Raw genomic sequence first — 19,785 nt, forward strand, 5'->3', positions numbered from 1 at the left:
TTCGCGGTCCTCCCGACGTTTCAAGCAATTCCTGGAAAAAAGCGCAGCTGTTTTTCGTCCGGAATTGCGTAAAACAACAAGATTGAGCGGCTTAGCGATTCCCATGAAACTTGGAGCCGCTCTCAGTGCGAGGCATCGGCCATGTCCAATTCACCTCCCGGAACCGTTCTGCCCGGGTTGAGGTTCAAGCAGCGCTTTCCGCTGCTATCCCTTATTATCGAGCGTTGCGTGCTCAGTATCATCCTGCTCTTTGCGGTCTCCGTTCTGATCTTCGGCGGGCTCGAAGCCCTGCCCGGCGATTTTGCCACCACCTATCTTGGGCAATCGGCAACGCCGCAGGCCGTCGCCAATATCCGCGAGGAGCTTGGCCTCAACCGGCCCGTGGTCACCCGCTATGTGCAATGGCTCGGCAATGCCGTGCAGGGAGACTTCGGCACCTCCTGGGCCAGTAAGAATTCCGTCGGCGAGCAGATCGGCAAGCGGCTCGGCAACTCCTTGTTTCTCGCCGGCTTTGCCGCCTTGATTTCGGTGCCGCTGGCTGTCTGCCTGGGCATGTTGGCGGTCCACTTCCGCAACCGCATGCCCGACAAGATCATCAATGTCGTTTCGCTGGCGGCGATCTCGCTGCCGGAATTCTTCATCGGCTATCTCCTCATCATGTTCTTCTCGGTGAAATTCGGTGTCGCGACCTTCCCGGCGACGGTCTTCGACGGCATGGGCTTCATCGACCGGCTGAAGGCGATCGCCCTGCCGACGGCGACCCTTGTTCTGGTCGTGCTTGCGCACATGATGCGTATGACGCGAGCTGCCATTCTCTCCGTCATGTCGTCGGCCTACATGGAAACTGCCGAGCTGAAGGGCCTTTCCGCCTTCCGCGCCATCGTCAAGCACGCCGCCCCCAATGCGCTGGCGCCGATCATCAACGTCATCGCCTTAAACCTTGCCTATCTGATCGTCGGCGTCGTCGTCGTGGAAGTCGTCTTCGTCTATCCTGGCATGGGCCAGTATATGGTCGATGCGGTGACGGTGCGCGACATGCCTGTCGTCCAGGCCTGCGGCCTGATCTTCGCCGCCGTCTACATCTTTCTCAACATGACGGCCGATATTCTCGCCATCGTCGCCAACCCGCGTCTGAGGCATCCGCGATGAGATTGAGAGATATCCCCATCACCGCCTGGATCGGCATCATCGGAATCCTGATCGCCTTCATCTGCGCGATCTTTGCTCCCTGGATCGCCCCTTTCGGCGAGACGGAAGTTGTCGGCAATGTCTGGCAGCCGGCCGATGCGCAATATTTCTTCGGCCTCGACAATCTCGGCCGCGATATCCTGTCGCGTCTGATTTACGGCACCCGCACGACGCTGTTCGTCGCGCTGGCGGCAACCATCATCTCGTTCTCGCTCGGCATCATCCTGAGCTTCACCGCCGCCGTCTCGCGCGGATGGATCGACACGGTCTTCTCGCGCTTCAACGACCTGATGATGTCGATCCCGACGCTGATCTTCGCGCTCGTGGTGCTTGCCGTCCTGCCGCAGAACCTGATCGTGCTGATCCTCGTCATGGCGATCCTCGATTCCACCCGCGTCTATCGCCTCGGCCGCGCCGTGGCGCTCGACGTCGCTGTCATGGAGTTCGTGGAAGCAGCCAAGCTGCGCGGCGAAGGCAAGATCTGGATCATCTTCCGCGAGATCCTGCCGAATACGCTGTCACCACTGCTGGCGGAATTCGGTCTGCGCTTTGCTTTCTCCATCCTGTTCCTCTCCACCCTCTCCTTCCTCGGCCTCGGCATTCAGCCGCCGGCGGCCGACTGGGGCGGTATGGTCAAGGACAACAAGGACGGCATCATCTTCGGCATCTCCGCCGCCCTCGTGCCGGGTTCCGCCATCGCGGCGCTGGCAATCTGTGTCAATCTGGTGGTCGACTGGCTTCTAAGGCGCACCTCCAGCCTCAAGGGAGGGCGTGGCGATGCCTGAGCTTCTTTCCGTTCGCGACCTCAAAATCGAGGCAACCAGCTATCCGCCCGGCGAGCCGCCGAAGCGCGTCACCATCGTCGATGGCGTCTCTTTCGACCTGCAGAAAGGCAAGGTGCTCGGGCTGATTGGCGAGTCCGGCGCCGGCAAGTCCACCATCGGCCTTTCCGCCCTCGCCTATGGCCGCGGCGGCGCCGAGATTACCGGCGGCCAGGTGCTGCTTGACGGCGTCGACATCCTGCCGCTTGGCAAGTCGGGCATCCGCAAGGTCCGCGGCGCGCGGGTCTGCTATGTCGCGCAATCGGCGGCCGCTGCCTTCAACCCGGCGCACCGGCTAGGCGATCAGGTGATCGAAGCCACTGTCAAGCATCGCCTGATGTCGAAGGACGAGGCAAGGAAGCGGGCGCTCTATCTTTTCCAGGTGCTTGGCCTGCCCAATCCGGAAACCTTCGGGGACCGCTACCCGCATCAGGTCTCCGGCGGTCAGCTGCAGCGTGCCATGACCGCGATGGCACTGTGCTCCAACCCGGAACTGATCGTCTTCGACGAGCCGACGACCGCGCTCGACGTGACAACACAAATCGATGTGCTGGCGGCGATCAAGCATGCCATCGAGGAGACCCATACAGCAGCGCTCTACATCACCCATGATCTCGCCGTCGTCGCCCAGATTTCCGATGACATCATGGTGCTCAGGCACGGCAAGACGGTGGAATATGGCAGCGTCCAGCAGATCATCGAGGAGCCGCGACAGGACTATACCCGTGCCCTCGTCAACGTTCGCCAGGAGGCCCGTGCGGAAGCCGCCGATCAGACGAGCGCGCTTCTGAAAGTGGAGAATATCAGCGCGCAATATTCGAATGGTTTCAAGGTATTGCACGATGTTTCTCTACACGTTCCTAAAGGTCAGACGCTGGCAGTAGTCGGCGAGTCAGGCTCTGGCAAATCGACGCTCGCCCGCGTCATCACCGGCCTTTTGCCGCCGAGCGATGGGCAGATTTCCTTCGACGGCAAAGCGCTGACGCCGGCCTTGAAAAGCCGCTCTCGGGAAGAATTGCGTCGTATCCAACTGATCTATCAGATGGCGGATACCGCCATGAACCCGCGCCAGACCGTGCGCGATATCATCGGCCGCCCGCTGACTTTCTATGACGGCCTCCGCGGCGCTGCAAAGACGGCGCGTGTGAAGGAGCTGCTCGATCAGATCGAGATGGGCAACGGCTTCATCGACCGCTATCCGGCCGAGCTTTCCGGCGGCCAGAAGCAGCGCGTCGCCATCGCCCGCGCGCTTGCGGCGAAGCCGGAACTCATCCTCTGCGACGAGCCGACATCGGCGCTCGACCCGCTGGTTGCCGAAGGCATTCTGAAACTGCTGCTGAAGCTGCAGGAAGAGGCCCATCTCTCCTATGTCTTCATCACCCACGACATCGCGATCGTGCGCGCCATCGCCGATAGCGTTGCGGTGATGCATCGCGGCAAGCTCGTCCGTTTCGGCCCGAAGTCAGAAGCGCTATCGCCACCTTTCGACGATTACACTGACCTGTTGTTGAAATCCGTGCCGGAAATGGAGATCGGCTGGCTGGAGCGTGTGCTGACAACACGGAAAATGGAGAGTGCCGGAAACTAGGCGCTCTCCGTCCTTGATCTAACGTCTCAGCCCTTGCTCGCTTCCATGTCAGTGAAGAGATCAGCCTGCGAGACGCTGGTTCAGTTCGCGGGCCAGCGCGGCGGCATTGCGCCCGACGATCATGCTCTGGTGATTGCCGGGAACATCCACCCAGTCCGCATGAACAAGAAAGCGCCCCCATATGGATTTTGGATCGCAGTCGACCGGAGAGCCTTGCAGACTGCGATAAAAGGTCAGCTCCCCCTCGTAACGTCTTGGCTTGTAAAGACCTTTCATGCGCAGCAGTTGTCTGGCGGCCGCATCATAAAGCGGGGGATAGCCCCCCATCCATTGCGGCGCCAGCTCCGGATAATAGGCCGCATGTGGGTCAGCATAGCGGAACGAGAGGGGTTTCAGCTTTTTCGCGAGATATTCCCGTCGCTCTATAGCCGTCCGGCTGGCTTCTGCCGATGCTTGAGGGCGTGGCTGAGGGCCGGTCTTTGTCAGGTTCTTCTTTCTGCTCCGGGCTCTTTGCCAACGTTGCCACATGAACCTGCCCCAGATCATCAGTGGCCATTCCTGCTCACCGAACGGGGTATCGAGCATCCCAAGGAACGCAACCTTTTGCCCTTGCGCGCGCAGGACGCGCGCAAGCTCCAAGGCGAAAACTCCGCCAAACGAATAACCGAGCAAACGATAAGGCTTGCTGATCCCTGCTGCCTGCAGCGCTCTCAGCGTACTTTGAATCTCGTCTTCTACCGTTGCCGGATTTTGTCGATCGCGATGGAAGGCAGTCAGCGCGACGCCAAGGATTGGTCCTGGAAAACGGATTTCCTGAATGAGTTGCTGCATTTCCAGAAAGCAGCTGGCGCCCCCGGCAAATAGAAGCAACGGCGCCGACTCGTCACCGCCTCGGAGCTTTATGATTTTCGGCGAAGCCGACAGGTCTTCGTGATTGGAGATTGCAAAGCCGAGGGCTTCAAGGGTGCGATGACGATAGAATACATTGACATCCATCTCCTCTCCGGTTTCGCTCCACCAGTGCTTGATGAAATTCAAGACCCGGTTGACCGAAACGGCATCGGGAATGTCTGCGTTGCGGTCCAAATTGATCTTTGCTTCCTGGCGAAACAGATCGTCAAGGCAAGTAAGCAGGCTCGAATCTATATCCGTTCTCGTAGAGAAAAGCATCTACGCGCCCCCAAATGGCAAAGCATGCGTCCTCGAACGCAATGATAGACAGCATTCTTATAAAGCGACCCTTAATATATTTGGTAAAGGTACGACTTCTTATCCGATTTCGAGAATTTTACCGTCTTGCAACCGAAGACCGCGTTCGGCAATGGGCGTCGTCAATACTCTGCCGGCACTGCATAGACTTCGGCCGATGGATCGGCGAGGAATGAGCGCACCGTCGGCGGCAACTGGCGCGACGACAGCGGCAGAGGTCCGCAGCGCGACAGAAGTTCACGCAGGTCCGGCTCGGCACCCACATGCCGCCAGATCATTCGTGACGCATAGGGGAGGTTTTCCCTTCGCCAGGAGACACCCATTGTCGTTCCGCGCAGATAGACGCGCTGGTGCTCGTCGAACGGCAGGAGGATCGTCTGCGACAACATGGAATTCGCGCCGACGACACGCTCCGTGATGAAGATACGGTTTCGATAAAACGCCGCCAAACCCACATATTTCGAGAATTGCTGTATGCCGTTTCCAGGGTCTCGCAGACGCTCCATCGACTTGACGTGCACCAGCCCACCCTGCTCGATCAGACGGCTGCACGAGCAGACAACCATTCCAGGCCAGGATGGCGAGCGATGATAGGTCTGGAAATAGCCGATGTGACGCCTGAGCGCGGTCAGGTTTCCGGGAAACGCTTTGAGGAGATCGGAACCTTCGTTGACACCGAGGGCAGGTTTGCGAAGACGTTCGCGAAACAGCTTTGGAGCGAGGCTAAAGTCGGCTGCATCAAGATCGAAATATTTGGCGATGCGCGCCAGATTATGGGCAGACGGTCTCGTCTGGCCGTTGATGTACCGGTTGAATTGTTGCCGGTTGATATCGATTGCACGGCACAGATGCGAAATGGAGCGCTGCGTGGCGCAGGCAATTTTGAGGTTCTCGACCAGGTGAGGCATCGGTGGCTCCGTCTTGAAGACGAATAGCGTAAACTCGCTTAAAGATGCGTCAAGTCGCGAAATTGCGTGAGCCGGCCCGACCTCTACGTTCTCACCTACAAAATGGAAAACGAGGGAACTGTCATGACGCATGAAAAGGATCAATCTTCGCAGCTGAAAATCGGCCGCCGCCACTTCCTCGGCGGCGCAGCCGCGCTGGGCGCATTACCGGCCCTCGCCTCCGGCCTCCTGATGCCGCGCGATGCCCGCGCGCAGGAAGCAAAGCGTGGTGGTCATCTGAAACTCGGCCTCAAGGGTGGCGCCACCAGCGATGCGCTCGACCCGGCAACCTATAGCGCCTCCGTGCTGTTCGTCATCGGCCGCCTGTGGGGCGATACGCTCGTCGAATCCGATCCCAAGACTGGCGCTCCCCTGCCGTCGCTGGCAACCTCCTGGACGCCATCGGCGGACGCCTCCGTCTGGACCTTCAAAATTCGCAACGACGTGCAGTTTCATGACGGCAGCAAGATGACCGTCGCCGATATCGTCGCAACGTTGAAGCGGCATGCGGACAAAAATTCGCAATCCGGTGCCCTCGGCCTGCTGGCCTCGATTACAGGCATTGAGGAAAAGGCGGGCGACCTTGTTCTGACGCTTTCCGAAGGCAATGCGGATCTGCCCCTGCTTTTGACCGACTACCACCTGATCATCCAACCGAAGGGTGGCGTCGAAAAGCCGGCGGCGGCCGTCGGCACCGGCCCTTACATTCTGAAAAGCTTCGAACCCGGCGTTCGCGCCACCTTCGAGAAGAACCCGAAAGATTGGCGTTCCGACCGCGGTTTCGTCGACAGCGTCGAAATCCTCGTCATCAACGACAACACCGCGCGCATTGCAGCGCTCGCCTCCGGTCAGGTCCATTTCGTCAACAATGTCGACCCGAAGACCGTCCCGATGCTGCAGCGGGCACCGACCGTGGAGATCGTCCGGAATGCCGGCAAGGGCTTCTATTGCTTCCTGATGCATTGCGATACGGCGCCGTTCGACAATGCCGATCTTCGGCTTGCGCTGAAATATGCCATCGATCGACAGTCGATCCTCGACAAGGTCCTAGGCGGCTATGGCACGATCGGCAACGACTATCCGGTCAATTCCAACTACGCCCTCGCCCCGACCGATATCGAGCAGCGCCCTTATGATCCGGACAAGGCCGCCTTCCACTTCAAGAAATCGGGCCTCGACCGCCCTGTTCAGCTGCTCACCTCAGACGCAGCCTTTCCGGGCGCCGTGGATGCGGCGATCCTGTTCCAGCAAAGCGCGCGCAAGGCCGGCATCACGATCGACGTCAAGCGCGAACCGGAAGACGGCTACTGGACCAATGTGTGGAACAAGCAGCCTTTCTGCGCCTCCTTCTGGGGCGGCCGTCCGACGCAGGACTCGCGTTACTCGACCTCCTATCTTTCGACCGCCGAGTGGAACGATACGCGCTTCAAGCGTCCCGACTTCGACAAGTTGGTACTGCAGGCGCGGTCCGAGCTCGATGAGGCCAAGCGCAAGGTGCTTTATCGACAACTGGCGCTGATGGTGCGAGACGATGGTGGCCTGATCCTGCCCGTCTTCAACGACTACATCATGGCCTCTTCGAAAACGCTGAAGGGATATGTCGACGATATCGGCAACGATATGTCCAACGGCTACATCGGCAGCCGTGTATGGTTTAATGCCTAAACCTCTTCGGGATATATGATCATGGCTGAGCGCAGCTTCACCACCATCGAAAATCAGTGGATCACCCTGAAGGACGGAACGCGGCTCGCCGCACGCATCTGGATGCCGGATGGCGCGGAGAGCGATCCCGTGCCGGCGGTCTTCGAGTTCCTGCCCTATCGAAAGCGCGACGGGACGAGCCCCCGCGATGAATCCACCTACCCGGTCTTCGCTGCAGCCGGGATTGCCGGCGTGCGCGTCGATATAAGAGGCTCCGGAGAGTCCAGCGGCATCATCGACGGCGAATATACAGAGCTGGAGCTTGCCAATGCCTGCGAGCTGATCGCCTGGATTGCCGCCCAGCCCTGGTCGAACGGCTCGGTCGGCATGATGGGTATTTCCTGGGGCGGCTTCAACTGCCTGCAGGTGGCGGCCCTGAAGCCTCCAGCGCTGAAGGCGGTGATTTCGATCGCCTCGACGGTCGATCGCTACAATGACGACATCCATTACAAGAACGGCTGCCATCTCTCCGCCCAGCTTTCCTGGGCGGCGACCATGCTCGGCTATCAATCACGCTCACCCGATCCGGCCATCGTCGGCGACGATTGGCGCGATATGTGGCTGGAGCGCCTGGAGCAGGAACCCTTCTTCATGGAGGAGTGGCTGCAGCACCAGCGCCGCGATGATTTCTGGCGGCATGGGTCGATTTGCGAAGATTTTGCAGGCTTCGATATCCCCGCCATCGTCATTGCCGGCTGGGCTGACGGCTATCGCAACACGCCGCTGCTGGCGGTCGAAGGGCTCGGTGATAAGGCGAAGGCGCTGATCGGCCCGTGGGTGCATAAATATCCGCATTTCGCCTGGCCGAAGCCGCGGGCCGATTTCCACGAAGAAGCCATCGCCTGGTGGAATCATTGGCTGCGCGGCGAGCGCAACGGTGCCGAGGCGATGCCATCGGTGCGCGCCTATATTCTCGATGCGGCCAAACCCGCCAAACGCCGCGACTTCGATCCCGGTTTCTGGATCGCCAAGCGCGAATGGCAGCAGCCGGACATGCAGTGCTTCTATGTCGAGCAGTTCGGCACGCTAATGGAAGGCATGCCAATCCCGCATGCGCCGGAACATCCCGTCTATCTCCGTTCGCCGCTCGACACAGGCACGGCCTCCGGCGAATGGTTTACCCTGAAGCCGGATGCGGAGATGGCAATCGATCAGCGCGTCGACGATGCCGGGTCGCTCACTTTCCAGACCGCGCCACTGGTCGAGGATCACGATTATCTCGGCCGCCCGGTCGTCACGTTGACATTGCGGTGTGATGCCGAAACTGCGAATCTCTGCGCCAGGCTTGTCGATATCCATCCGGACGGCGCGGCAACCCGCGTTTCCTTCGGCGTGCTTAACCTCGCTCATCGCGACGGCAATGCCGCGCCGGAACCGCTGATTAAGAGTCAGCGGGTCCAAGTAACTGTGACGCTCGATGCCTGCGGCTATCGTTTCCGCAAGGGACACCGCATCCGTCTGTCGCTGTCGACGGCCTATTGGCCGATGGTCCTGCCGCCACCGGAAGATCCGGGGCTGACGATCGATCTCGCCTCCATCGGGCTTGCCTTACCACAGCTTGGCGCACATGAGCTTATCGACATCAAGCAGCCCGACAACCCCGATCCTCTGCCGAAATATATCGAACATGCGCCCGGCTCGACGAAACGGCAGGTGGTGCGCGATCTCTCGGCAGGCCAAACCCGCTATGAAATTCAGGAGGATACCGGTCTTTCCGAACATCCTGGCACCGGACTTTCCACGCGGCAGCTGCGCGAAGAGGTCTGGTCGATCGCACCGGACGACCCGCTGTCGATGAGCGGCATCTCGACATGGACCTGCGATATGAGCCGTCCCGGCTGGTTCGTTCGCACGGTGGCGACATCGTCCATATCCTGCACGGCGAAGGACTGGGTCATCAGCGCCTCGGTGGCTGCCTACGAGGGCGAAACCCAGATTTTCGAGAAGGTATTCGAAGAGAAGCGGATCGCCCGCGACCTGATGTAGGTCAGCGAGAGCCAGCAAACCGGCTTGCCGCCGCGCATATGGCGGCAAAGCCGGCGCGCGCGCCTTCGCTCATATGCCGTGCCCGCAGCCATGCATGCACCATCTGCGGCTCCTCGCGGAACCAGACCTCGATGCCAGCCTGCGCCAGACGGGCCGCATAGTTGCGGCCGTCATCGCGCAGAGGATCGTAATGGGCCACGGTGATGAAGGCGGGTGGAAGGCCAGCCACGGATGACAAAGTAAGCGGCTCGGCGACCGGATTGCCTGATGGAGCCTGCAGGACGCTACGATAATAAGCGACATCGGCCGTCGTCAGGCCCGGCGCATCGGCCATTTCCTGATAGGAGCCGGAGACGAGATCACCGCCAAGCGCTGGATAAATCAAGATCTGGCCGGCAATGCCTGAAAGCCCCTCGGCATTCGCCCGTACCGCCAGCCCTGCCGCGAGATTGCCGCCGGCGCTGTCGCCGATCAGCACAACTGACTTCTTCTCGGCAAGCAGCTGTTTGAGAACCCTGAAGCAGTCGTCGGTCTGTGCCGGCCAGCGACATTCCGGCGCCAGCCGATAATCGACGGAAATCAGCTCGGCACCAACATGATCGGCAATCTCGGCACAAATCGCATGATGGCTCTCGAGCGAGCCGACGACGAAACCGCCACCATGGAGATAAAGCAGGTGCGTTTTGGTGCGGATACTGGCGGGCCTGTAATGCCGGATGGGGATAGTTCCGGATACGAAGTCATCCCTAGTCTGCATTCCCTCGGGCAAAGCGCGATCGAAACGGGCGCACAATGCGTCATACCATTGGCGCTGTTGCGCGATGGAGGCCGTTACCGCATCCGGCGGATAGAAGGAATCGCAGATCTCCATAAACTGCAAGATGCCGGCTTCGCTCGGCATGGGACGCTCAGCAGAGGTCATCGGATATCCTCGATTCGTGCCAATGGATCGAGATTATGCGGCGATGCAACCGAATGCTTATCTGCCTACGGCCAGCACCGCCGCGATGGCGACATCTACCGGAAGCTACGAGGATCAATCAGCCGCAAATACGCTGCTCGACGGCAAGGAAAAGCCCGTCGGCATCTGCATGCATTGTGCATTGGACCACGTCAGCGCTGCAAGCGCGAGTGCCGCGCCAATCACAAGCCGAATCATGAGTTCTTCTTCCATCCCCGTTTGACCTGGCCTGCGAGATCACAAATGCCTCGCCGGCCGGTTGTTTCACTTAGTAGACCTGTGCCGTCGGGCGAAACAGGATTTCGTTGATATCGACGTCTTGCGGCTGACTTATGGCGAAAGCCACAGTGCTGGCAAATGCCTCCGGCGATATGGCGCCCTTATAGACCTCGTTGATGCGGGCAGCCACGTCCGGATCGGTGATCGTATTGGGCAGCTCGGTCGCGACCGCGCCAGGCGAAATGATCGTCGTGCGGATATTGTATGCTTTCGTCTCCTGGCGAAGCCCTTCTGACAATGCGCGCACGGCATGCTTCGTCGCCGAGTAGACGGCGCCGCCCGGCCCGACCTTATGCCCGGCCACCGAGGCGACGTTGATGATATGTCCGCTCTTCTGGTCCCTCATGTAAGGCAGAGCGGCGGCGATGCCGTAGAGCACGCCCTTGATGTTGACGTCGATCATCCGGTCCCATTCCTCGACGTGAAGGCGTTCCAGCATCGAGCTCGGCATAAGACCGGCATTGTTGATCAGCACGTCGATGCGGCCATTCTGCCTGACAGCATGGTCCACGAGCGCCTTCACCTGCGCACAATCTGTTACATCCGTCTGGACGACCGCGTCCTCGCCCAGCGAGAGCTCTTTTGCGAGCGCCTGCAAGCGGTCGAGACGCCGCGCGCCGAGAACGAGCTTGGCGCCATCCTTGGCAAGACGGCGAGCGGCCGCTTCACCGAGGCCGCTGCTGGCGCCTGTGATGACGACGACCTTGTCCTTGATACCTTCCACCATCGTCTTCGACCTCATTTTCCCTGATACTGCTCGTCCGTCACATGCTCCATCCAATCCACCACCTTGCCGTCGAGATGCTCCTGGATGGCGATGTGGGTCATGGCTGTCGTCGGCGAAGCGCCATGCCAGTGCTTCTCGCCCGGCTCGAACCAGACGACATCTCCGGGGCGGATCTCCTCGATCGGGCCGCCCTCACGCTGAACGAGACCGAAACCGGCGGTGACGATCAAGGTCTGGCCGCGCGGATGGGTATGCCACGCAGTCCTGGCGCCGGGTTCAAATGTGACGCTGCCGGCCGCAGCTCGCCGCGCGTCATTGGCGGCAAAGACCGGATCTATGCGCACCGTACCGGTGAACCAGTCCGAAGGACCTTTGCCCGATGGCTGCGTCCCGTTCCTCTTGATATCCATGATGACACCCTTTCTTGCGATGAGCCGCAATGGCTCGACTGTATAGGGCTAATCTAGCCCACAATTTTCAGAGCAGTAGTGGATCACGCCCGCATAGACTTATGACCGAAACCGATAAATGCCGCTTGTTGCTGTGGCTGACCGAAGCACCGGAACGCATGCTGACGCTGGTCATCAGCCCTTCACTCCCTTGCGGGCGCTATGTTACTCGTTCATTCCGTGATAAGTGCATCGCCAGACATATGAGAGGTACTCATAGATGCTGCGCGAAAACGTCAACGACCTGCTGTTCTTCCTCGCGGTTGCCAGGGAGCGCAGCTTCACCCGGGCAGCGGCACAGCTGGGCGTTTCGCAATCGGCACTCAGCCATACGGTGCGGCAGCTCGAAGAGCGCATGGGCGTCAGGCTTTTGACTCGCACGACGCGAAGCGTGAGTCCGACACCGGCCGGAGAGCGGTTGCTGCAATCGCTGACGCCGCGCTTCCAGGAAATCGAAGCTGAGCTCTTCGCCGTCACCGAGCTGCGCGAAAAGCCGGCCGGCACCATCAGGATCACCGCGGTCGACTATGCCGTCGATACCTATATCTGGCCGAAGCTCGCCCGTGTGCTTCAGGATTATCCCGACATCCATGTCGAGATCATCAACGATTACGGCCTCACCGATATCGTGGCGGAGCGCTTCGACGCCGGCGTGCGCCTCGGCCAGACGGTCGCCAACGGCATGATCGCCGTCCGCATCGCCCCCGATCAGGCTTTTGCGGTGGTCGGCGCTCCGTCCTACTTCGAAGGGCGCAATAAACCGCTCATCCCTCCAGATCTCACCGCTCATAAATGCATCAACCTGCGTCTTCCGACCCATGGCGGCAATTATGTCTGGGAATTCGAAAAGGGCAGCGACGAGCTGCGGGTACGTGTCGACGGCCAGATGACATTCAACGGCATCCGGCAGGTTCTGGCCGCCGCGGTCGACGGCTATGGATTAGCCTATGCGCCCTATGATCTTGTACAGCCAGATATCGAAAGCGGCCGGCTTGTTCGTGTGCTTGAGGAGTGGTGCCCGCCCTGGACGGGCTACCATCTCTATTATCCGAGCCGCCGCCAGCCGTCCTCCGCCTTCGCGGTGGTGCTGGAAGCGCTGCGCTATCGCGGCTGATGGCGGGGCTTACGACGCCATCAAGGCCCGGATGCTGCGATCTGCCGATTGCAGCAGCTCGAAAGCTTCGTAACGCCGTGCATGCAGCGCCTCGACGGCACCATCCGCCGGCTGGAACCTTTTCGCCAATCGCGACATGGTGGCCATGGCTTCGACGAGTGAACCACAATGCCTGCCGGCCGTGGCACCAAGCATGGCAGCACCGAGCAAAACCGGCTCCTCTGTATCCGCGACAGCGACCGGTCTACCAGTCGTATCCGCCAGAAGCTGCCGCACAAGGCCGCTTTGCGCAGCGCCGCCACTGGCAATGATGAGATCGCAGGCAATCCCATCCTGCGCCAGCTTTTCCAGCAATTGCTTGAGGCCGTAGCCGATGCCGCAAAGGCCGGCCACATAGAGCGAGACGAGATCATCGACGCCGGTTTCCAGCCCGAGGCCGGAGATGACGGCGCGGGCATCGGGATCGGCATAGGGCGATCGGTTGCCGAGAAACTCGGGAACGACCTGAATGGAGTGTGCGAGCTTCACAGCGTCAGACACGTTGCTGCTTGTCTTCATGGCCTGCCGGTCAAGCCACGCAACCAACGAAAGTCCTTCCGCTTTGGCCTTTTCGCGAGCTTCGCCGGTTGCCGGATGCATGGTGACGAGATGATCGATCGCCGCACCAGCCGCAGATTGCCCACCTTCGGTCAACCAGAGGCCAAGCACCATGGCCGAATAATAAGGACCCCAGACGCCATCGACAAAGACTGCCCCTTCGCTCGATGCCATCGAGCAGGCCGAGGTGCCGAAGATATAGGCGAGCCGGTTCCTGACATCGGCCTTGCCATCTTCTCCCTGCCCGCCGAGTGTGCCGACGCCACCGGCATGGGCATCGATCAGCGACGCGCCGACTGGCGTGCTAATGGCAAGGCCGAGATCATGCGCCGCGGTTTCGTTCAGGCCCTCACCCAAAGCAGTACCCGGCTCCACGATCTCCGTGCCGATCCGCGCGAAACCCTCGTCCGCCAGCTCGCCGAGGCCGATATTCTTGAAATACTCGGCGTCCCAACACTTCTCATGGGCAAGATAGGTCCATTTGCAGGTGACCGTGCACACGGATCTCTGCAGCGAGCCCGTCGCACGCCAGGTCAGATAGTCGGCCAGATCGAAGAAATGATCCGCAGCGGCGAAGGATTGCGGCAGGTTCCGCTTCAGCCAGAGAAGTTTCGGCGTCTCCATCTCGGGCGAGATGCGGCCGCCGACATAACGTAGCACCGCATGGTTTCCAGCATTGATCTCCGCCGCCTCGCCGGCGGCGCGATGATCCATCCAGACGATGATATTGCGATCGGCATCGCCCGATGGCCCCACAGCCACGGGCTGGCCATCGGCCTTGACCGCGACTAGCGAGCACGTCGCGTCGAAGCCGATGCCGGCGACGTCAGCAGCTGCGATCTTCGCCGTTGCGACAGCTTCTTTGACGCTGTCGCAAACCGCCTTCCATATCTGCTCGCTCGACTGTTCGACGATGCTGCCGGCCTCGTGCCAGATGGTGATCGGCCGCTTGGCGGCGGCAAGCATATGGCCATACGCATCGAACACTCCGGCCCGGGCGCTGCCGGTGCCGACATCGATGCCGATGAAATAGGGTGTCGTCATCAGAGATCCGTACTCAAGGGCAGGATCACCAGATCCCGGATTACGATGTTACGCGGTCTCGATAGCATGAAGACGACCGCCTCCGCCACTTCCGTCGCCTCCATCAGACCGCCGGCGGCAATCGCTTCGTCCAGTTTGGCCTGTGGCCAGTCGCTGATCAGCGCCGTCACCACCGGCCCCGGTGCCACGGCGCCGACGCGGATGCCGTGCTTGGCGACCTGACGGCGAACCGTATGCGTGAAAGCCTGAACGGCATGCTTGGAGGCCGTGTAGATCGGCTCCCAGACCACCGGCACCAGACCGGCGATCGAGCTGGTCATGATGATATCGCCGGTCTTGCGCTCGATCATGTGCGGCAGCACCATGCGGACCGAACGGAACGCCGCGTTGATATTGAGATCCAGCATCCGGTCCCAGGCATCGGGATCACCTTCCGCCACTTCGCCGCCGATATAGGCGCCGGCATTGGCATGGAAGATATCAAGCTTGCCGAACTTGCCGAGGATCTGCGGCAGCATCGTTGCCACGCTCTCGGGGTTCAGGAGATCGACTACGACGGGAAAGGCGTTCGGGCCTAATTCGGTGCAGAGGCTTTTCAGGCTGTCTTCGGCCCGGTCGACGAGGGCGACGCGGGCGCCCTCGTTCAATAGTGATCTGGCGCATTCCAGGCCAATTCCAGACGCAGCCCCGGTGATGGCGGCGACTTTGCCGGCGAAATCCTGTCTCATGACAATCCTTACCTTCTTGAAGAAATCAGCCGCGCCCATGTGAGGCGCGGGAACGGCGGGCGAGCGAGTCGACGATGACGGCAATGGCAAGAACTGCGCCTGTTATCATGTAGCGAAGCGCCGACGACAGATCGAGCATGGTGAGGCCGCTCGCGATCGACTGGATGACGATGATGCCGAGCAGAGCCGAATAGGCGCTGCCACGTCCGCCGAAGAGGCTGGTGCCGCCGATGACGGCTGCGGCGATCGCGTTCAGATTGACATCGCCGGTGCCTGCCTGCTGGCTGGCCGATGCCAGACGCGCCGCCGCCAGCACGCCGCCGAGCGCTGCGAACATGGCGCATAGCACGAAGGCGCTGGTGTAGATCCGCCGGACATTGATACCCGCGCGGCGAGCAGCCTCGCGATTGCCGCCGACGGCAGACATAGACCGGCCCCATTGCGTGCGCGTCAGGGCATAGTCCATGACGATGACCAGCACCACGAACAGGGCGAACATCCAGGGAATGCCGCGATCCTGATTGAGATAGAAGGCAACGAATTCCAGAGCCACGGTGATGACTGCTGCCTTTATCAGCAGGCCGCCAACAGACGGTGTCGATAGATTTGCCAGCTTGCGCCGCCGCACCGCGCCAAGACCCGCAACCAGCATGACGGCACCCGGAATGAGCGCGAAGACATAGGCGAGCGGGCGGGGAATGACCAGAAGCTGGCCGAAATTCACGATGGCCGAACCATAGGGTAGATTGATCGAGCCTGTCGCGCCAAGCAGATAGAGCTGCATGCCAAGCACGGCGAGAAGGCCCGCCAATGTGGCGACGAAGCTCGGCATGCCCAGCCGGTTGAACAGCACGGCGTAGATGGCACCGATCACGCCGCCGACGACGAGTGCGGCCAGGATCGCCAAAGCCACAGGCCAGCCTTCGTTCACCCAGAGCATACCGACCATGGCCGAAGCAAAACCGCTGATCGATCCGACCGAAAGATCGATTTCGCCGACCATCAATACGCAGACGATGCCAAGCGAAATGATGCCGACGGTCGAGGCGTCGAATAACAGGTTGGCGAGGTTATTGCTGGACAGGAAGGTGGGATTGAGCGTGCCGAACACTGTCCAGATGATGACGAGACCGACGACGACGGGCAAGGAGCCGAGATCGCCGGAGCGCACCTTGTCGATGGAGGAGCGGATGGTGGCCGCAAACCCGGTGTCATGGTTGACGCGGACGTCGCTGCGGTCGAGCAGCAGGGTGGATTGCTTGCTGTCCTGGCTCATGGCTGGCCCCCTTCTCTCATTTCCTGCTGGGTCTGGCGCCGCCCCGCGCGTCGCGACACCGCATTTTCCGTGGCTCCGGTGATGGCGCTGACGAGTTCCTGATTTGACGTGTCGGGATAGAAGATGCCGTTGTTGCGGCCGAGACGGAGAACGACGATACGGTCGGCGACGGCGCGCACATCCTCCATATTGTGGCTGATCATGATGACGCCGAGTCCCTTGTCGCGGACGCGTTCGATGAGGTTCAGCACCTCGGCGGTCTGTGCGACGCCAAGGGCTGCGGTCGGCTCGTCGAGCATGATGAGCTTCGGCTCGAGCAGCAGCGATCGGGCGATCGCCACCGTCTGCCGCTGGCCGCCGGAAAGCGATGCGATCGGGATGCGCACGCTCGGGATGCGCGCCGCGAGCTCGTTGAGCAGCGTCCAGGCTCGAACCTCCATCGCAGTCTCGTCGAGCTTCAGCGGGCTCAGTTCCCGGCCGAGGAAAATGTTGGCGACGACATCGAGGTTCTCGCAGAGCGCCAGATCCTGGAAGACCGTGGCAATGCCGAGGTCGAGCGCGGTTGCTGGATCGCTAAGCGTGACTTGCTTGCCGCGGAATGTGATCGTGCCTGCACTCGGTTGATGGACACCGGCCAGAACCTTGACGAGCGTCGATTTACCGGCACCATTGTCGCCGACCAGCGCCACGACTTCGCCGGCATGCACATCGAGGTTAATATCGGTCAGTGCCGAGACGGCGCCGAAGTGTTTGGAGATCCCCTTCAGGCTGAGGACAAGCTCGCCGTCAGGGGCTCTGGGATCGGAAGCGTCACTCATGACAGGCCACCTTCTCGGGTTGAAATGCGATCGAATGCGTTTTGCCTCCGGCCGCCGAAGCGGCCGGAGACCGGGAGGAGCAGATCTTAGCTACCGATGCCGAGCTTCTTGCAGCCATCGGCGTAACGGTCGTTGCAGAGCTGTGCCGGCGTCTGGATCGGCTTGCCGTTGACGGCCTTGTCGATGATCTCCGCCTTCAGGTTCTCGGAGGTGACCAGCGCCGGAGTGAAGAGCTTGGTCGGCGTGTCGAAGAGCTTCGTATCGGCCTTCGGCGTCTCGCCCGAGAGCAATTCGATCGCGACATTGGCAGCGGCCGCAGCCACGATCTCGCTCGGCTTGGAGATCGTATTGTACTGGTCGCCGGAAATGATGAGCTGCAGGCCGGCGATGGTCGCGTCATTGCCCGTGACCGGCGGGACGGGATCGTAGCCGGCCGCCTTGAAGGCGGCGACGGCTGCACCGCCCGTACCGTCATTTGCGGCAACGACACCGAGGATCTTCTTGCCGAAGCGGGTGATCTGGCCGCTTGCCCATTGCTGTGCCTTCGGCGGTGCCCATTCCGGCGTGTCGAATTCGGCAAGCACCGGATAGCCGCCATCGGCCAGACCGGCATGGATGCCCTTCTTGATCAGGCCGGCAGCAGCATCCGTCGGCGAACCGTTGATCTCGAGAAGGCCGCCATCGCCCGCCTTCACGCCCTTCGACTTCAGATGATCGACCAGCGACTTCGCGATCATCTTGCCGATCTCTTCATTGTTGAAGGAGACGTAATAGTCTGCGGCAGCCGATGGGATCGGGCGGTCATAGGCGATGACCTTCACGCCCTGGCTCTGCGCCAGCTTCACCAGCGAGGCGGCAGCCGTGGAGTCCACCGGATCGAGCACGATCGCCTTTGCACCCTGCGAGATCGCCGAATTGAACTGCTGCTGCTGGCGCGAAGCATCGCCATTGGCGTTCTGGTAGATCACCTTGCAGCCGGCGCAGAGCTTCTTCATCTCGGCCTGGAAGCCGGGGAAGTCATGCTCTTCGTAACGCGTGGAGCTTTGGTCGGGCATCAGGAAGGCGACGGTTGCGTCCGTCACTTTAGCCGACTGCGCGAAAGCGGAAGTGCCTGTCAGAAGACCGGCGGCAAGCACGGCAGCGCCTGCGATTTTCAGTGCGAAATGGTTCATTGGAATTTCTCCGTTCCAAATGGTAATAGTTTCCCTCGATCATCACGGCTGTCCGCACGCGATGCTCTTGTTTGGCGGTTTGCCGAGAACGGTCGACAGACCGACGCGGCGGTAAATTTTGGACAAGCCTTCTCCTTCGAGCGGCAAAGATGCCTGCCCGTTCGCTTGCCCCGAATTCTATATTTCCTCCCTGTCCTCCCCTTTTAGGCGGCCTCCACCGCGCGTGCGTGCTGTGCCAAGAGCGATCTGAAGCGGGAAGGCGCCATGTCCTTCTGATCCAGAAAACGCCGATTGAAGTTCGAGATATTGTTGAAGCCTGCCGCAAAGCAGATGTCGGTGATCGTCATGTCAGCCTTGCTCATCAGCAGATGGCAGGCGAAGTTGATGCGCAGCCGATTGACATATTGGACCAGCGCCATCCCCGTATGGCGGCGGAAGCTGCGGGAAAAGGCGCTCGGGCTCTGGCCGGTCAGTTCGGCGAGATCGCATTCGCTGAATGGCTCGGTTAGATGCGCGTTGATATAGGCCAGGGCCTGATTGACCCCCGCCGACATGAAGCCGGAAGGATCCGGCTGATAACCGGCGCTGGCGAGCGTGCGCGTGCCCTCGGCACGGCTCATCGCATCGAGAATATTCATGAAGAGTTCGATGCGGCGGATACCTGATGCCTCGACCAGTTCGCCGAGGATCGGGCCGACGATGGCGGCCGTCTCGGGCGTGAAGAGCGCCCCGCGTCGGCTTGTCTCCAATATGCCGGCGCAGGCCGATAGTTCGGGAAAGACCTTGCTCGCATCGGCAAAGAAGGATTCGGAAAATTGCAGCACGCGGCAGCGCAGCGGCAGGGTGACGCCGGCGGGCACATCGCTTACCCAATTATGCGGCAGGTTCGGCCCCGTGAGTACCAGGTTACCGGGCTCGAACTCCCCGATGAAGTCGCCGATGAAATATTGGCCTGTTGTCGCAACGACATGGTGGATTTCATATTCGGGATGGAAATGCCAGCGAACGGTACGGTAGGGATAGCCGTGCTCCCAGGCCTTGAAGGATTCTCCGCTGCCGATCGCGACCACTTCCAAATCGGGATTCATCGGCAAGCCTCCTTTCCTCCGTCCGCGTTGTTACGGTTACGGCGCCTCCTCCCAGAGGCCATCGTGTCTTCTATGTGGTAACCCTACCC

17 protein-coding genes are annotated in these 19,785 nt (G+C 60.7%); 6 read left to right on the forward strand and 11 right to left on the reverse strand.

The annotated features are described in order from the left end of the window. The first annotated feature begins 141 nt into the window (after positions 1-141). Genes GA0061103_RS00630 through GA0061103_RS00640 form a run of 3 tightly spaced genes read left to right on the forward strand, consistent with a single transcriptional unit; the run spans position 142 to position 3,597 of the window. Positions 142-1,149 (forward strand): ABC transporter permease, encoded by a 1,008-nt coding sequence (locus GA0061103_RS00630; RefSeq protein ID WP_092706127.1) that lies wholly within the window; start codon positions 142-144, stop codon positions 1,147-1,149. Next, positions 1,146-1,973, forward strand: a complete 828-nt coding sequence (locus GA0061103_RS00635) for an ABC transporter permease (protein ID WP_092706129.1) — start codon at positions 1,146-1,148, stop codon at positions 1,971-1,973. The genes GA0061103_RS00630 and GA0061103_RS00635 overlap by 4 nt, the downstream gene beginning before the upstream one ends. Further along, the gene (locus tag GA0061103_RS00640) at positions 1,966-3,597 is read left to right on the forward strand and encodes an ABC transporter ATP-binding protein (protein WP_092706131.1); all 1,632 of its coding nucleotides are present in this window, start codon (positions 1,966-1,968) and stop codon (positions 3,595-3,597) included. The genes GA0061103_RS00635 and GA0061103_RS00640 overlap by 8 nt, the downstream gene beginning before the upstream one ends. A gap of 60 nt (positions 3,598-3,657) precedes the next feature. On the opposite strand, the gene GA0061103_RS00645 is transcribed toward GA0061103_RS00640, so the two are convergent. Beyond that, entirely contained in the window at positions 3,658-4,767 is a 1,110-nt protein-coding gene (locus GA0061103_RS00645) for a thioesterase domain-containing protein (protein ID WP_092706133.1), read from the reverse strand. Positions 4,768-4,928: 161 nt separating this feature from the next. Then, positions 4,929-5,714, reverse strand: coding sequence for a helix-turn-helix domain-containing protein (locus GA0061103_RS00650; protein ID WP_092706135.1), 786 nt, complete (start codon positions 5,712-5,714; stop codon positions 4,929-4,931). Between the two features lie 123 nt (positions 5,715-5,837). Between GA0061103_RS00650 and GA0061103_RS00655 the strand changes: the two genes are divergently transcribed. Together GA0061103_RS00655 and GA0061103_RS00660 are read left to right on the forward strand one after the other, a co-directional pair. Further along, entirely contained in the window at positions 5,838-7,418 is a 1,581-nt protein-coding gene (locus GA0061103_RS00655) for an ABC transporter substrate-binding protein (RefSeq protein WP_092706137.1), read from the forward strand. A 21-nt stretch (positions 7,419-7,439) separates the two neighbouring features. Then, complete coding sequence (locus tag GA0061103_RS00660) at positions 7,440-9,443, forward strand: CocE/NonD family hydrolase (protein ID WP_092708453.1); 2,004 nt, start codon at positions 7,440-7,442, stop codon at positions 9,441-9,443. A gap of 1 nt (position 9,444) precedes the next feature. Here the strand turns inward: GA0061103_RS00660 and GA0061103_RS00665 are convergent, their stop codons facing one another. From GA0061103_RS00665 to GA0061103_RS00675, 3 genes are all read right to left on the reverse strand, one after another. After that, entirely contained in the window at positions 9,445-10,365 is a 921-nt protein-coding gene (locus GA0061103_RS00665) for an alpha/beta hydrolase (RefSeq protein ID WP_092706139.1), read from the reverse strand. A 307-nt stretch (positions 10,366-10,672) separates the two neighbouring features. Then, positions 10,673-11,410, reverse strand: a complete 738-nt coding sequence (locus GA0061103_RS00670; protein WP_092708457.1) for an SDR family oxidoreductase — start codon at positions 11,408-11,410, stop codon at positions 10,673-10,675. 11 nt (positions 11,411-11,421) lie between these two features. Beyond that, entirely contained in the window at positions 11,422-11,820 is a 399-nt protein-coding gene (locus GA0061103_RS00675) for a (R)-mandelonitrile lyase (RefSeq protein WP_092706141.1), read from the reverse strand. 259 nt (positions 11,821-12,079) lie between these two features. Here GA0061103_RS00675 and GA0061103_RS00680 point away from each other — a divergent pair, with 259 nt between their 5' ends. After that, positions 12,080-12,973: a LysR family transcriptional regulator gene (locus tag GA0061103_RS00680; RefSeq protein WP_092706143.1), complete on the forward strand. Its 894-nt coding sequence runs from the start codon at positions 12,080-12,082 to the stop codon at positions 12,971-12,973. Positions 12,974-12,982: 9 nt separating this feature from the next. Here the strand turns inward: GA0061103_RS00680 and GA0061103_RS00685 are convergent, their stop codons facing one another. From GA0061103_RS00685 to GA0061103_RS00710, 6 genes are all read right to left on the reverse strand, one after another. Continuing rightward, entirely contained in the window at positions 12,983-14,614 is a 1,632-nt protein-coding gene (locus GA0061103_RS00685; RefSeq protein ID WP_092706145.1) for an FGGY-family carbohydrate kinase, read from the reverse strand. Then, entirely contained in the window at positions 14,614-15,342 is a 729-nt protein-coding gene (locus tag GA0061103_RS00690) for an SDR family oxidoreductase (RefSeq protein WP_092708460.1), read from the reverse strand. Before GA0061103_RS00690 ends, GA0061103_RS00685 begins: the two co-directional genes overlap by 1 nt. A gap of 25 nt (positions 15,343-15,367) precedes the next feature. Beyond that, positions 15,368-16,618 (reverse strand): sugar ABC transporter permease, encoded by a 1,251-nt coding sequence (locus GA0061103_RS00695; RefSeq protein ID WP_092706147.1) that lies wholly within the window; start codon positions 16,616-16,618, stop codon positions 15,368-15,370. After that, positions 16,615-17,436: an ATP-binding cassette domain-containing protein gene (locus GA0061103_RS00700; RefSeq protein ID WP_092706149.1), complete on the reverse strand. Its 822-nt coding sequence runs from the start codon at positions 17,434-17,436 to the stop codon at positions 16,615-16,617. Before GA0061103_RS00700 ends, GA0061103_RS00695 begins: the two co-directional genes overlap by 4 nt. 86 nt (positions 17,437-17,522) lie before the next feature. Further along, entirely contained in the window at positions 17,523-18,608 is a 1,086-nt protein-coding gene (locus tag GA0061103_RS00705; protein WP_092706150.1) for an ABC transporter substrate-binding protein, read from the reverse strand. A gap of 203 nt (positions 18,609-18,811) precedes the next feature. Then, the gene (locus GA0061103_RS00710) at positions 18,812-19,696 is read right to left on the reverse strand and encodes an AraC family transcriptional regulator (protein WP_092706151.1); all 885 of its coding nucleotides are present in this window, start codon (positions 19,694-19,696) and stop codon (positions 18,812-18,814) included. Positions 19,697-19,785 lie beyond the last annotated feature (89 nt).

The sequence above is a fragment of the Martinezella multihospitum genome (assembly GCF_900094585.1).
Lineage (GTDB): Bacteria > Pseudomonadota > Alphaproteobacteria > Rhizobiales > Rhizobiaceae > Rhizobium > Rhizobium multihospitium.